Origin of the sequence: Paraburkholderia ultramafica (assembly GCF_902859915.1) — a bacterium.
GTDB lineage: Bacteria > Pseudomonadota > Gammaproteobacteria > Burkholderiales > Burkholderiaceae > Paraburkholderia > Paraburkholderia ultramafica.
The window spans coordinates 200,797-214,623 of the sequence record NZ_CADIKK010000005.1 but is presented as its reverse complement, the minus strand read 5'-3'; the positions used below and the strand labels follow the sequence as shown (position 1 = coordinate 214,623).

General features: G+C 64.9%; 11 protein-coding genes. All 11 read left to right on the top strand.

All coding sequences use genetic code 11. The annotated features are described in order from the left end of the window. Position 1 precedes the first annotated feature (1 nt). The 11 genes from pgeF to HV744_RS07470 all read left to right on the top strand — a co-directional run bounded on the left by pgeF (position 2) and on the right by HV744_RS07470 (position 13,674). Positions 2-859, top strand: a complete 858-nt coding sequence (gene pgeF / locus HV744_RS07520) for a peptidoglycan editing factor PgeF (RefSeq protein ID WP_175148968.1) — start codon at positions 2-4, stop codon at positions 857-859. Positions 860-1,497: 638 nt separating this feature from the next. Continuing rightward, a complete protein-coding gene (phaC, locus tag HV744_RS07515; protein ID WP_175148967.1) occupies positions 1,498-3,312 on the top strand; it encodes a class I poly(R)-hydroxyalkanoic acid synthase in 1,815 nt (604 codons plus the stop codon). A 145-nt stretch (positions 3,313-3,457) separates the two neighbouring features. Next, positions 3,458-4,639, top strand: a complete 1,182-nt coding sequence (locus HV744_RS07510) for an acetyl-CoA C-acetyltransferase (RefSeq protein WP_175148898.1) — start codon at positions 3,458-3,460, stop codon at positions 4,637-4,639. Between the two features lie 198 nt (positions 4,640-4,837). Then, positions 4,838-5,578: a 3-ketoacyl-ACP reductase gene (locus HV744_RS07505; protein ID WP_175148897.1), complete on the top strand. Its 741-nt coding sequence runs from the start codon at positions 4,838-4,840 to the stop codon at positions 5,576-5,578. 134 nt (positions 5,579-5,712) lie between these two features. Beyond that, the gene (phaR, locus tag HV744_RS07500; RefSeq protein ID WP_175148896.1) at positions 5,713-6,321 is read left to right on the top strand and encodes a polyhydroxyalkanoate synthesis repressor PhaR; all 609 of its coding nucleotides are present in this window, start codon (positions 5,713-5,715) and stop codon (positions 6,319-6,321) included. 482 nt (positions 6,322-6,803) lie between these two features. Continuing rightward, on the top strand, positions 6,804-7,826 hold the full coding sequence (locus HV744_RS07495) for a tRNA dihydrouridine synthase (protein WP_175148895.1): 1,023 nt from the start codon (positions 6,804-6,806) through the stop codon (positions 7,824-7,826). A gap of 81 nt (positions 7,827-7,907) precedes the next feature. Then, positions 7,908-9,293, top strand: coding sequence for a 30S ribosomal protein S12 methylthiotransferase RimO (gene rimO, locus HV744_RS07490; protein WP_175148894.1), 1,386 nt, complete (start codon positions 7,908-7,910; stop codon positions 9,291-9,293). A 15-nt stretch (positions 9,294-9,308) separates the two neighbouring features. Next, positions 9,309-10,322 (top strand): sugar kinase, encoded by a 1,014-nt coding sequence (locus HV744_RS07485; protein ID WP_281363632.1) that lies wholly within the window; start codon positions 9,309-9,311, stop codon positions 10,320-10,322. Positions 10,323-10,390: 68 nt separating this feature from the next. After that, complete coding sequence (gene bktB / locus HV744_RS07480; RefSeq protein WP_175148893.1) at positions 10,391-11,575, top strand: beta-ketothiolase BktB; 1,185 nt, start codon at positions 10,391-10,393, stop codon at positions 11,573-11,575. Positions 11,576-11,651: 76 nt separating this feature from the next. Then, the gene (locus tag HV744_RS07475) at positions 11,652-12,332 is read left to right on the top strand and encodes a hypothetical protein (RefSeq protein ID WP_175148892.1); all 681 of its coding nucleotides are present in this window, start codon (positions 11,652-11,654) and stop codon (positions 12,330-12,332) included. 157 nt (positions 12,333-12,489) lie between these two features. Continuing rightward, positions 12,490-13,674: a cystathionine beta-lyase gene (locus tag HV744_RS07470; protein WP_175148891.1), complete on the top strand. Its 1,185-nt coding sequence runs from the start codon at positions 12,490-12,492 to the stop codon at positions 13,672-13,674. Positions 13,675-13,827: the final 153 nt, after the last annotated feature.

Sequence of the window (13,827 nt, the reverse complement as noted above, 5' to 3'; positions counted from 1 at the left end):
CATGAATGCGCCGGAGCTGAGCTTTGCCGATGTCGTGCAACCCGCATGGAATGTGTCGCCGCGCGTGCGCGCGCTCGTCACCACGCGCAACGGCGGCGTGAGTCAGCCGCCGTTCGGCCGCTGGCAGGATGGCGCGGATCAGCCCGGCGGCCTGAATCTGGGCATGAAAGCCGGTGACGATCCGGCCGCGGTCGCGCTCAATCGCGCGCGGCTGCTGGGCCTCGCCGGTGTCAGCGAGGCCGCGTGGCTCGAACAGATTCACGGCGCCGGCATCGTGCGAGCTGAAGATGTGCTCGCGCAGGCTCATGCAGACGGCATGCCGACCCGCGCCGACGCGAGTGTCACCAATCGTCCGGGCACGGTGTGCGTCGTGATGGTGGCCGACTGCATGCCGGTGCTGTTATGCGACGCAGCGGGCCGCGCGGTCGGCGCGGCGCATGCGGGTTGGCGCGGGCTGGCGGCCGGCATCGTCGAGCAGACCGCGCAGCGCGTCGCGGCGCTCGCCGGCGTAGAGGCTGGCGCATTGCACGCCTATCTCGGACCGTCGATCGGTCCAGACACGTTCGAGGTCGGAGCCGATGTGCGTGACGCCTTCATGAACGGTGTCGACGGCGCGCAACGGGACGCCACGGCGACCGCATTTGTCGAGCATCCGCGCAATGCGGGTAAATTTCTCGCCGATCTCCCGGCGCTCGCGCGCTTGCGTTTGCAGGCGCTGGGCGTGACACGGATCGTCGGCGGCGATCTCTGCACGGTCACGCAACGTGAGCGCTTCTATTCCTATCGCCGCGACCGCGAGACCGGGCGCATGGCCGCGCTGATCTGGCTGGACGATCAGGCGCAGACACTCGCGGACTAACGCGCGGCGCTCGCCGCGCACGGCAGTCCCGCTTCAAATTGAAGGGCACGCCCGCCTGATGACGCTTCGCTCGCCGAATCATCGTCAGGCGGGCGTGCTACGTTTGGGCGCGGCGGCGGCCTGAGCCACGCGGCCCTGCGGGCACACGTATGAGGGTTTGTTGGGAGGCGCGGAACGCATTTTTGCTGCGTTGCCGGAATTCGTGTCGCTAGCGCGAATCTGCCGCAAAAAACGTCTGCGTGCGAACGGATAAATGCACGTAAACCCATGCAATTTGGGAGCTTTTTGCGTTCGTCGGCGCCTTCAATCGCCGAACTCCGAAAAGCGCGATCTGCTACACAGGGAAAACGATAATTAAAAAGCTATCGCACTGCGGCAAAATCGGGAACAAGCATTGACATGCCTTGCGATGGGGAGCAAGAATGTTCCTCACGAGCTCCTCGTACATGGGACAGGGCGTGACGAGGTCGCGAGCAATTGCTCACGTGCGCACGAACCTGCCTCTCAACCCGTCCGCAAGGACTTACCGGTCAAAAGCAGGCATGGCAGCATCACATTCCTCAGCTTCTCCCAGCACGGACTCCTCGACGGAGCATACGCAGCAGGCCGGTACGAGCGGCGCAACATCCGCCGCCGGCGTGCAGCAGTTATTCGACACCTGGATGAACGCATGGCGTTCGCTCGGCACACCACCCGGCGCTAGCGGCATGCCGTTCGCCATGCCGCAGATGCCCCAGGTGCCGGGCATCGCGCAAATGGGTTTTCCCCAGATACCGTCGTTTCCCGGCATGCCCGACTTCGGCAAACTGGCCGCAGGGACCATGCCTTCGTTTGCCGGCTTGAATATACCGGCCGCCGCGATTCCATCCGAGCGTCTGCAGAAACTGCAAGCCGATTATTCGCGCGAGGCGATGGAGTTGATCCAGCAGGCCACCACGTCCGCGACCACGGCGCCCGAACTCAAGGACCGCCGCTTCAGTTCCGAAGCATGGAGCTCGACGCCGGCCTACGCGTTCACCGCCGCCTGGTATCTGTTGAACGCGCGCTATCTGCAGGAAATGGTCGACGCGCTCGACACCGAACCGAAGATGCGCGAGCGTATCCGTTTCGCGGTTCAGCAGTGGACCGCGGCGGCCGCGCCGAGCAACTTCTTCGCGTTGAATCCGGAAGCGCAAAAGACCTTGCTCGACAGCAAGGGCGAGAGCTTGCGGCAGGGCGTGATGAACCTGCTCGGCGACATGCAGCGCGGCAAGATTTCGCAGACCGATGAATCGCGTTTCGTGGTCGGCGAAAATCTCGCGAATACCGAAGGCTCGGTGGTGTTCGAAAACGACCTGCTGCAGCTGATCCAGTACAAGCCGCGCACAGCGACCGTGCGCGAGCGGCCGCTGCTGATCGTGCCGCCCTGCATCAACAAGTACTACATTCTCGATCTGCAACCGGAGAACTCGCTGGTCGCTCACGGTCTCGATGCGGGGCACCAGGTGTTCCTGATTTCGTGGCGCAACGCGGATCAATCGATCGCGCATAAAACCTGGGACGACTACATCAGCGAGGGCGTGCTCACCGCGATCGACATCGTCGGCAAGATCAGCGGCCGCGAGCAGATCAATACGCTCGGCTTCTGCGTGGGCGGCACGATGCTCGCCACCGCGCTGGCGGTGGCCGCTGCGCGCGGCGAACATCCGGCCGCGTCGATGACGCTGCTCACCGCGATGCTCGACTTCTCCGACACCGGCGTGCTCGACGTGTTCGTCGACGAGTCGCATGTGCAGATGCGCGAGCAGACCATCGGCGGCAAGAACGGTGCGCCGCCGGGATTGATGCGCGGCATCGAGTTCGCCAACACGTTCTCGTTCCTGCGGCCGAACGATCTGGTGTGGAACTACGTCGTCGACAATTACCTGAAGGGCCGCACGCCGGTGCCGTTCGACCTGCTGTACTGGAACAGCGACTCGACCAGCCTGCCGGGTCCAATGTACGTCTGGTATCTGCGCAACACGTACCTCGAGAATCGTCTGCGCGAGCCGAATGCGTTGACCACCTGCGGCGAGCCGATCGACCTGTCGAAGATCGACGTGCCCACCTTCATCTACGGGTCACGCGAGGACCATATCGTGCCGTGGCAAACGGCGTATGCGTCGGTGCCACTGCTGACCGGACCGCTGAAGTTCGTGCTCGGCGCGTCGGGGCATATCGCCGGCGTGATCAATCCGCCCGCGAAGAAAAAGCGCAATTACTGGACGCTGGAAGGCGACGTCAGGACGTTGCCGGAGAACCCGGACGAATGGTTCGGCGCCGCGACTGAAGTGCCCGGCAGCTGGTGGCCCGAATGGACCACGTGGCTGGATCAATACAGCGGCAAGAAAGTGAAGCCGCGCGCGGTGGCGGGCTCGGATGAGTTTCCGGTGCTCGAGCCGGCGCCGGGACGCTATGTGCGGCAACGGGAGTAGAGTTGAATGCGCGTCACGATGCGGTGTTTGGCGGAGTGAATCAGCGTCTGGTTAAGCGTCTGAATGAGCAAGGGCGTAAGAGCAACGAGATTTTTAACTTGACGGGCTGCGGCGCTTTTGGCCGACGTGCCCGGAGGATATGGAAATGACTGATGTTGTGATCGTATCGGCCGCCCGTACGGCAGTAGGCAAATTCGGTGGATCGCTGGCGAAGATCGCCGCGCCCGAGCTCGGCGCGGTGGTGATCCGCGCCGTGCTCGAACGGGCCGGCATGAAGCCCGAGCAGGTGAGCGAAGTGATCCTCGGGCAGGTATTGACGGCCGGCTCCGGCCAGAATCCGGCGCGTCAGTCGCTGATCAAGGCAGGATTGCCGTCGGCCGTGCCGGGCATGACGATTAACGTGGTCTGCGGCTCGGGTCTGAAGGCCGTGATGCTCGCGGCCAACGCGATCATCGCGGGTGACGCGGACATCGTCGTAGCGGGCGGTCAGGAAAACATGAGCGCGGCTCCGCACGTGCTGCCGGGTTCGCGCGACGGTTTCCGCATGGGTGACGCGAAGCTGATCGACTCGATGATCGTCGACGGTCTGTGGGACGTGTACAACCAGTATCACATGGGCGTGACGGCGGAAAACGTCGCCAAGGAATACGGCATCACGCGCGAGCAGCAGGACGCGTTCGCAGCGCTGTCGCAGAACAAGGCGGAAGCCGCGCAGAAAGCGGGCCGTTTCAACGACGAAATCGTGCCGGTCGAAATCCCGCAACGCAAAGGTGAGCCGCTGCGTTTCGCCACCGATGAATTCGTGCGTCACGGCGTGACGGCGGAATCGCTGGCGGGCCTGAAGCCGGCGTTCTCGAAAGAAGGCTCGGTCACGGCGGCCAATGCGTCCGGTCTGAACGACGGTGCGGCGGCGGTGCTGGTGATGTCGGCGAAGAAGGCCGAGGCGCTCGGCCTCACGCCGCTCGCGCGCATCAAGGCTTACGCTACCTCTGGCTTGGATCCGAAGGTGATGGGCATGGGTCCGGTGCCGGCTTCGCGCCGCTGTCTGGAGCGCGCGGGCTGGACGCCGGCCGAGCTCGACCTGATGGAAATCAATGAAGCGTTCGCCGCGCAGGCGTGCGCCGTGAATCAGCAGATGGGCTGGGACACGTCGAAGATCAACGTGAACGGCGGCGCGATCGCGATCGGCCATCCGATCGGCGCATCCGGTTGCCGGATTCTCGTCACGCTGCTGCACGAAATGCAGAAGCGCGATGCGAAGAAGGGTTTGGCGTCGCTGTGTATCGGCGGCGGCATGGGTGTTGCGCTGGCGGTCGAGCGCGCTTGAGTACGCCACGCTGATCCGGCGGCCAGGCATCGGGCAGCAGGCATCAGGCAGGGTTGCCGCGCGTCGCGTCGAAGCAGACGTCGCGCGGTGTCAGCAGGGGCCTCGTCGGCCGGTCGCCCGGCGGCAGCGGAGATGAAGTATCAGGCGAGGGAAGAGGTTGCTGTTCGGCGCCTCGAAAACGATAACGGAGTGTAGTTTATGACACAGCGAATTGCGTACGTAACGGGCGGGATGGGTGGCATCGGCACGAGCATTTGCCAGCGGCTGCACAAAGAAGGCTTCAAGGTGGTCGCGGGCTGCGGTCCGAATTCGCCGCGCCGCGTGAAGTGGCTCGAGGAGCAGAAGGCCTTGGGCTTCGATTTCGTCGCGTCCGAAGGCAACGTCGGCGATTGGCAATCGACCAAGGCTGCGTTCGAAAAGGTCAAGGCTGAAGTCGGCGAGATCGACGTGCTGGTGAACAACGCCGGCATCACGCGCGACGTCGTGTTCCGCAAGATGACGCATGAAGACTGGACGGCGGTGATCGACACGAACCTGACCAGCCTCTTCAACGTCACCAAGCAGGTGATCGACGGCATGGTCGAGCGTGGCTGGGGTCGTGTCATCAACATCTCGTCGGTGAACGGCCAGAAAGGCCAGTTCGGCCAGACCAACTACTCGACCGCGAAGGCCGGCATTCACGGCTTCACGATGTCGCTCGCGCAGGAAGTGGCCACCAAGGGCGTGACGGTCAACACCGTGTCGCCGGGCTACATCGGCACCGACATGGTCAAGTCGATCCGTCCGGACGTGCTGGAAAAGATCGTTGCGACGATTCCGGTGCGCCGCCTGGGTCAGCCGGACGAAATCGGCTCGATCGTGGCATGGCTTGCGTCGGACGAATCGGGTTTCTCCACGGGCGCTGATTTTTCGCTGAACGGCGGTTTGCATATGGGCTGAGTCACCGGCGCGCCGCTCACAAGGCGGCCCGCTTCGACTCAGATGGTTCCGGCGGCGTCCCGGTTGCGCAATTGCCCGATTGCGCAGCCGGCATGACGCCGTTTCCGCGCTCAACTCGCGCTCAAAGGCGTTACATGACTACTACTACAAAGAAAACAGCCGAACGACTGATCAAGAAATATCCGAACCGTCGGCTCTATGATACCGAGACAAGCACGTACATCACGCTGACGGACGTGAAGCAGCTCGTGCTGGACCAGGAGGATTTCAAGGTCATCGATGCGAAGAGCAACGAGGATCTGACGCGCGCCATCCTGTTGCAGATCATTCTCGAAGAAGAGAGCGGCGGGTTGCCGATGTTCTCGTCGTCGATGCTGTCGCAGATCATCCGTTTCTATGGCCATGCGATGCAGGGGATGATGGGCACGTATCTGGAAAAGAACATTCAGGCCTTCATCGACATTCAGGCGAAGCTCGCCGACCAGTCGAAGAATCTGTATGAAGGCAAGGCGATGAATCCGGAAGTCTGGTCGCAGTTCATGAACATGCAGGCCCCGATGATGCAGGGCATGATGACCAGCTATATCGAGCAGTCGAAGAACATGTTCGTGCAGATGCAGGAGCAGATGCAGAACCAGGCGAAGTCGATGTTCGCCACTTTCCCGTTTACGCCGGGCAGCGCGGTCAATGCCGACAGCGCGCCGGGCACGCCGCAAACCAATCCGGAGCCGGAGAAGAAGTAAAGGCGCAAATGACGGTGCGCGGGTTGTCCCGGGGCTTCCGGGGCAACTGCGGCGTGGGTTGTTTGCGGCGTTGGCGTTTGCGTTGGTATCGCGGCGGCGAGGCCGGCGGATTCGGATTGCGCATCGCGGCGGCGCTGTCGCCGGCGCAGGCGACCGGCGAGGGTGCGTCCCCCAAGTGCTTGCCTGTCGCACGTGCCCGTTGTGCTCACGATCGTTTCCACGCGTCGCACAGGCGCATAGCCGCCCGCGCGGTACAATCGCGGGTGCGTGCGCGGCGTCCTCTCCGCAGGGCGGGGGTTTCATGACCCCTTGAACCCCTGCAGTCCTTGCCGCGCCGTTCCCCATTGTCACCATCGTCACCGCTATACGCCGGGCTCGCCTTATGTCGCAGATCACACCCCTCACCGCGCCGACCCCTTTGAATCCGAAGGCCGGATGGGTCAGCCTCGGTTGACCAGCCGATCGCATCAGCGGACTTCCGCATGAGCCGGCTGTTTCTCGCCCCGATGGAGGGGCTTGCGGACTACGTGTTGCGCGACGTGCTGACCAGCACGGGCGGATTCGACGGGTGCGTGTCCGAGTTCGTCCGTGTGACGGGTTCCGTGCTGCCCGCGCGCGTCTATGAGAGAGAGGCGCCTGAAGTCCTCCACGGGAGCTTGACGGCTAGCGGCACGCCGATGGTGATCCAGTTGCTCGGCAGCGATCCTGAGTGGATGGCCCGCAATGCTGCGCACGCGGCCACCTTGTCGCCGCATGGGATCGACCTGAACTTCGGCTGTCCCGCCAAGCTCGTCAATCGGCATGGCGGCGGGGCCATGCTGCTGACCGATCCCGAGCAACTGAACCGGATTGTTTCGTCGGTTCGCGCCGCGGTGCCGGCCAGCGTCGCCGTGACAGCGAAAATGCGCCTTGGCGTATCCGATACTTCGCAGGCGATCGATTGCGCGGTCGCGCTGGCGGAAGGCGGTGCGGCCTCGCTCGTCGTGCATGCACGCACGCGCGATCACGGCTACCGGCCGCCGGCCCACTGGGAGTGGATCGCGCGTATCGATGCCGCCGTGGACGTGCCGGTCATCGCGAACGGTGAAGTCTGGACCGTGGCGGACTGGGAGCGATGCCGGGCTGTCAGCGGCTGCGCGGACGTGATGATCGGCCGCGGCGCCGTCTCGGATCCTTTCCTCGCGCTGAGAATCCGCGGACTGATGGACCCATTCCCATCCAACGGGGAGTGGCAGGACGTGCTCCGTTACATTGCCGGCTACCTGAAGCAATTGCAGGCCCGCGTCGCATGCAGCCATGAGCACGGGCGCGTCAAGAAGTGGCTCAGCTATCTGCAGCGGACCTGGCCGCAGGCGGCCGAACTGCATGCGGCGATCCGGCGGGTGCAAGATTCACATGAAATTCTGGGCGTGATCGAGCGTGCTCGGGCACCTGGCGAATCAGCTCGGACCCCTCGATCTGCGCGCGTCGAGCGGCTCGATCCGGCCGAGGCTGAGGCCGGTTGAAGGCTAAAATTCAAAGACTTACGAGCGGTGGGCGTGCCGAACCGCTACAATTCAAAGTTTAACGTCTGCAAGCGGTTCCCCATGTCTGCCACCCCCACGATTGCCCCGATTGCCGCGCCGAAGGTCGGCTTTGTCTCGCTCGGCTGCCCGAAAGCCCTGGTCGACTCCGAGCAGATCATCACCCAGTTGCGCGCCGAAGGTTACGAGATTTCCGGCACGTACGACGGCGCGGACCTCGTGGTCGTCAACACCTGCGGCTTCATCGACGAAGCGGTGCAGGAAAGTCTCGACGCGATCGGCGAAGCGCTCAACGAGAACGGCAAGGTGATCGTCACCGGCTGCCTCGGCGCGAAGAAGAGTGGAAGCGGCTCGGGGCTGATCGAAGAGGTGCACCCGAAAGTGCTGGCCGTGACCGGCCCGCACGCGGTCGGTGAAGTGATGCAGCACGTGCATACGCATCTGCCGAAGCCGCACGATCCGTTCGTCGATCTGGTGCCCGCCGCGGGCATCAAGCTCACGCCGCGCCACTACGCGTACCTGAAGATTTCTGAAGGCTGCAACCACCGCTGCACGTTCTGCATCATCCCGTCGATGCGCGGCGACCTCGTGTCGCGCCCCGTCGCCGAGGTGATGCTGGAAGCGGAAAACCTGTTCAAGTCCGGCGTGAAGGAACTGCTGGTGATTTCGCAGGACACGAGCGCGTATGGCGTCGACGTCAAATATCGCACCGGCTTCTGGAACGGCAAGCCGATCAAGACGCGCATGACCGATCTGGTCGGCGCGCTCGGTGAACTCGCCGCGCAATACGGCGCATGGGTGCGTCTGCACTACGTGTATCCGTATCCGAGCGTCGATGAAGTGATTCCGATGATGGCCGAGGGTCCGTACAAGGGCCACGTGCTGCCGTACCTCGACGTGCCGTTCCAGCACGCGCATCCCGAAGTGCTCAAGCGCATGAAGCGCCCGGCCAACGCGGAGAAGGTGATGGAGCGCGTCAAGGCATGGCGCGAGATGTGCCCTGATCTGACGATCCGCAGCACGTTCATCGCGGGCTTTCCGGGTGAGACTGAAGAGCAGTTTCAGACGCTGCTCGATTTCATCCGCGAGGCGGAGCTGGACCGGGTCGGCTGCTTTGCGTACTCGCCGGTCGAAGGTGCGAGCGCCAACGAACTCGACGGCGCGTTGCCCGACGAAGTGCGCGAGGAGCGTCGCGCGCGCTTCATGGAAGTGGCCGAGGAAGTGTCGGCCAAACGTATCGCGAAGAAGGTCGGCAAGACCCTGAAGGTGCTGGTCGACGAGATCAACGCCGACGGCGGCATTGGCCGCACCGCGGCGGATGCGCCGGAGATCGACGGCGTCGTCTATATCGCGCCGGCCACCAAGGCGTCCAGGCGCTATAAGGTCGGCGATTTCGTGTCGGTGAAGATCACCGGCGCCGATGGCCACGACCTGTGGGGCGAGGTCTAAGCGATGACGGCGAACATGGCCACCCAGCCTGAAGGCCGGCCCTCGCAAACCCGGCCCGCGGATGGCCGCCCCGCGGATGGCCGCCCCGCGGATGGCCGCCCCGCGGATGGCCGCCCCGCGGCAATCCTCGCGCTCGGCGAAGCGATGATCGAATTCAACCAGTCCGCGAAAGATCAGCCGAACTACCTGCAGGGCTTCGGCGGCGACACGTCGAACTTCTGCATCGCGGCGGCACGGCAAGGCGCGCGGACCGGCTTCGTGTCGGCGGTCGGCGCGGATCATTTCGGGCGCTTGCTGATCGATCTGTGGGAACGCGAGCAGGTGGACACGTCGCTCGTGCGCGTCGATCCGCACGCGCCCACCGGCGTCTATTTCGTGTCCCATGGCCCCGACGGCCACGCGTTCGACTATCTGCGCGCGGGTTCGGCGGCGAGCCGCTATGCGCCGCACGATCTGCCGCTCGACGCGATCGCCGCGGCCAAGGTCGTTCATCTGTCCGGGATCAGCCTCGCGATCAGCCTGAGCGCGTGCGACGCCGCGCTGGAAGCGATCGCGCATGCGCGCGCCAACGGCGTGCGCGTGAGCTTCGACACCAACCTGCGCCTGAAGCTGTGGCCGCTCGCACGGGCCCGCGCGGTGATGCTCGAAGCGATCCGCCAGACCGACATCTGTCTGCCGAGCTGGGACGACGTCACCGAACTCATCGGCTTGACCGGCCGTGACGAGATCGTCGACTTCCTGCTGTCGCACGGTCCGCGCGTGGTCGCGCTGAAGCTCGGCAAGGAAGGCTCGTACGTCGCGACGCCCGACGAGCGGCGCGTCGTGCCGGGCCACGTCGTCAATGCGGTCGATGCCACCGGCGCGGGCGACTGCTTCGGCGGCGCGTTCGTCGCGCGCATCGTCGCGGGCGACGATCCTTTTGCAGCGGCGCGTTATGCGAACGTCGCCGCGGCGCTGTCGACGCAAGGTTACGGCGCGGTTGCGCCGATTCCTTCGCGCGCGACAGTCGAACGCCTGCTGGCGGGCTGAACTCACGCGCTGCGACGCGCGGCCCCCTGACGCAGGATCATCTTGAGAGACTGAAAGAGGAGCGAGCGATGCAACGGGACGTAGTAGTGGTAAGCGGTGTGCGTACGGCAATCGGCGGTTTCGGCGGCAGTCTGAAGGACTTTGCGCCGACCGAGCTCGGCGCACGCGTGGTGCGTGAAGTGCTGGCGCGCGCCAGCGTATCGGGCGACGAAGTCGGCCATGTGGTGTTCGGCAATGTCGTGCACACCGAACCGAAAGACATGTATCTGGCGCGCGTGGCCGCGATCAACGGCGGCGTCGCGCAGCACACGCCCGCGTTGACGGTGAACCGGCTGTGCGGCTCGGGCCTGCAGGCGATCGTGTCGGCCGCGCAAAGCATCCTGCTCGGCGACGCCGACATCGCGATCGGCGGTGGCGCGGAAAACATGAGCCGCGCGCCTTACTCGATGGCCGCCGCGCGCTTTGGTCAGCGCATGGGTGACGCGCGCCTCGTCGACATGATGGTCGGCGCGCTGAACGATCCGTTCCAGTCGGTCCACATGGGCGTGACCGCCGAGAACGTCGCGCGCAAATACGACATCTCGCGCGAAGCGCAGGACGCGCTCGCGCTCGAATCGCATCGCCGCGCGGCCCACGCGATCACGAGCGGTTACTTCAAGGAACAGATCGTGCCGGTCACTCTGGCGTCGAAGAAAGGCGACGTCGTATTCGACACGGACGAACACACGCGGATGAACGCATCGGCGGAAGACTTCTCGAAGTTGAAGCCGGTGTTCGCAAAGGAAAACGGCACGGTGACGGCCGGCAATGCGTCGGGCATCAACGACGCCGCCGCGGCGGTCGTGCTGATGGAGCGCAGCGTCGCCGAGCAGCGTGGAGTGAAGCCGCTGGCGCGGCTGGTGTCGTACGCGCATGCCGGCGTCGATCCGGCTTACATGGGCATCGGTCCGGTGCCGGCCAGCCGCAAGGCGCTCGAGCGGGCCGGCCTGACGGTCGCCGACCTCGACGTGATCGAGGCCAACGAAGCGTTCGCCGCGCAGGCCTGCGCGGTCAGCAAGGAGCTCGGCTTCGATCCGGCCAAGGTCAACCCGAACGGCTCGGGCATTTCGCTCGGCCACCCGATCGGCGCGACCGGCGCGCTGATTACCGTCAAGGCGCTGTACGAATTGCAGCGGATTGGCGGGCGCTACGCGCTGGTCACGATGTGTATCGGCGGCGGGCAGGGTATCGCGGCGATCTTCGAGCGGATCTGACGCGCGCGGGGGCGCCGGTAGCAATCCAGGTATCAGGCAGGTATCAGGCAGGTATCAAGCAACGAGGAAGGAACGGATGCGGGAATCGAAAGCGATGAAGGGCGCGGTGCAGGATACGCCGAAGGGCATGATGGCGCGGCGCGGTTGGGCAATCATGAGCGTTGCCGCGTTGTTGTGTGCCGGCGCGGCGGCGTTGCTGCCCGCGCAGGCATCGGCGGAAAGCGCCGCGGTCAAAGAGCTGGCGGCGCCCCCGTCGATTCAGTTGCCGCTCAAGCCGAGCCCCGAGTTCGCCAGATTTCCGCGCTATGCCGGCATGCTGGGCAAGCGTCAGATCGTGCTGCGGCTCGGCGCGAAAACCGACGATCCGTCCGGCGTGCACGGCGAGTACCAGTACACTGACACCGGCGAAGTGATCCTGATCGCGGGTGATCGCGATGGCGATACGCTCGAAGTCGAGGAATCGAACGACGGCACCCATATCACCGGCAACTGGGTCGGCAAGTTCGCGGCGGACGGCTCGGTCGCGGGCGAGCGGATGAACGTCGACGATTCCGGCCCGCAGCCGTTCGATCTGAAGCCGCTCGCGGCGGGGCAGGCGGTGCCGGCTCCTGGCGCGCCGGCTGCGGCCAATGCTGCGGCCAAAGCGGCGCCCGCGCCGCAACCGTCGGCAAGCGGGGCAGCCGCTGCGCCGGCCCCGGCGGCTGCCACCGGCGGGCATCCCGTGGGCGGCGTCAGCAACCTGCAAACCGGCGAGTGAAGCCGCTGCCGTGCAGGCCGAGCGGCTTCACTGGCCGTTCGTCTGACGAAATCCCGCCGGCTCGTCTACTCTTGCATAGGCGGCGTACGCGCTGAAACCGCGTGGGCGCCGCTTCCGTCTGCTTCTGTCTTCCTGTCTGCATTCACCAAACTTCACCATGACCCAATCCAAACTCAAACGCGGTCTGCAAACCCGCACCGTGCGCGCCAAGGACCAACTTACGCCGGGCTTCGAGTCGTTCTCGATACCGGTCACGCGGGCGTCGACGGTCGTGTTCCCCGATCTCGCGACGATGCGCGCGCTCGACTGGAAAAACGACGCGCAATGGCGCTACGGCCTGCACGCGACGCCGACCTCGCTCGCGTTGGCGCAGCGCCTCGCCGCCATCGAGGGCGGCAAGCACGCGTTGTTGCAGCCGTCGGGGCTGTCGTCGATTTCGAACGTGTACTTCGGTCTCGTCAAGGCAGGCGACGACGTGCTGATTCCCGATAACGTCTACTCGCCGAATCGCGATCATGGCGACTGGCTGGCGCGCGATTTCGGCGTCACGGTGCGCTACTACGATCCGATGATCGGCGCGGGCATTGCCGATCTGATCCAGCCGAACACGCGCCTGATCTGGCTCGAAGCGCCCGGCTCGGTGACGATGGAAGTGGCCGACGTGCCCGCGATCACCGCGGCGGCGCGCGCGCGCAACGTCATCACGGCGATCGACAACACGTGGTCCGCGGGGCTCGCGTTCCGGCCGTTCGACCACGGCGTCGACATCTCGGTGCAGGCGCTGACCAAGTATCAGTCGGGCGGCGGCGACGTGCTGATGGGCGCGACCATCACCGTCGACCGCGAACTGCATCTGAAGCTGAAGGCAGCGCGCATGCGCATGGGGATCGGCGTCTCGTCGGACGACTGCTCGCTGATCCTGCGCAGCCTGCCGTCGATGCAGTTGCGCTTCGCCCAGCACGACCGCGCGGCGCTCGGTCTGGCAAAGTGGCTGAAGAGCCGTCCGGAAATCGCCGCGGTGTTGCACCCGGCGATTGCCGACTGCCCGGGCCATGAGATTTTCAAGCGCGACTTCACGGGGGCGGGCGGGCTGTTTTCGGTCGTGTTCGATGGCCGCTACAGCGCGGCGCAAATCGATACGTTCTGCGAGTCGCTCGAACTCTTCTCGATCGGCTGGAGTTGGGGCGGCGCGCACAGCCTCGTGATGCCGTACGACGTCGCGTCGATGCGCACCGCCGGGCAGTGGCCGCATCGCGGGACGCTGGTGCGGTTCTATATCGGCCTCGAAGAAGAGGCGGATTTGCGGGCGGATATCGAGCAGTGTCTGGCGGCGCTGGCCTGAACGCCTGAACCTTATTCGCTTCAGCGATGAGTAAGCCCATCGGGACGTGTTCCCGGTGGGCTTTTTCTTGTCAAGATAGCCAGTAAGCCTAACCATTCGGCTGAATGGCCGGAACTGGATCTCGACGCTACGATGGTGCGCATCCTGACTAAC

What these genes read in the sequence shown, in the direction of transcription:
- pgeF (WP_175148968.1), top strand. Translation starts at nt 2, where the DNA reads ATGAATGCGCCGGAGCTGAGCTTTGCCGATGTCGTGCAACCCGCATGG.
- HV744_RS07510 (WP_175148898.1), top strand. Translation starts at nt 3,458, where the DNA reads ATGACTGATGTTGTGATCGTATCGGCCGCCCGTACGGCAGTAGGCAAA.
- HV744_RS07505 (WP_175148897.1), top strand. Translation starts at nt 4,838, where the DNA reads ATGACACAGCGAATTGCGTACGTAACGGGCGGGATGGGTGGCATCGGC.
- phaR (WP_175148896.1), top strand. Translation starts at nt 5,713, where the DNA reads ATGACTACTACTACAAAGAAAACAGCCGAACGACTGATCAAGAAATAT.
- HV744_RS07495 (WP_175148895.1), top strand. Translation starts at nt 6,804, where the DNA reads ATGAGCCGGCTGTTTCTCGCCCCGATGGAGGGGCTTGCGGACTACGTG.
- rimO (WP_175148894.1), top strand. Translation starts at nt 7,908, where the DNA reads ATGTCTGCCACCCCCACGATTGCCCCGATTGCCGCGCCGAAGGTCGGC.
- HV744_RS07485 (WP_281363632.1), top strand. Translation starts at nt 9,309, where the DNA reads ATGGCCACCCAGCCTGAAGGCCGGCCCTCGCAAACCCGGCCCGCGGAT.
- bktB (WP_175148893.1), top strand. Translation starts at nt 10,391, where the DNA reads ATGCAACGGGACGTAGTAGTGGTAAGCGGTGTGCGTACGGCAATCGGC.
- HV744_RS07475 (WP_175148892.1), top strand. Translation starts at nt 11,652, where the DNA reads ATGCGGGAATCGAAAGCGATGAAGGGCGCGGTGCAGGATACGCCGAAG.
- HV744_RS07470 (WP_175148891.1), top strand. Translation starts at nt 12,490, where the DNA reads ATGACCCAATCCAAACTCAAACGCGGTCTGCAAACCCGCACCGTGCGC.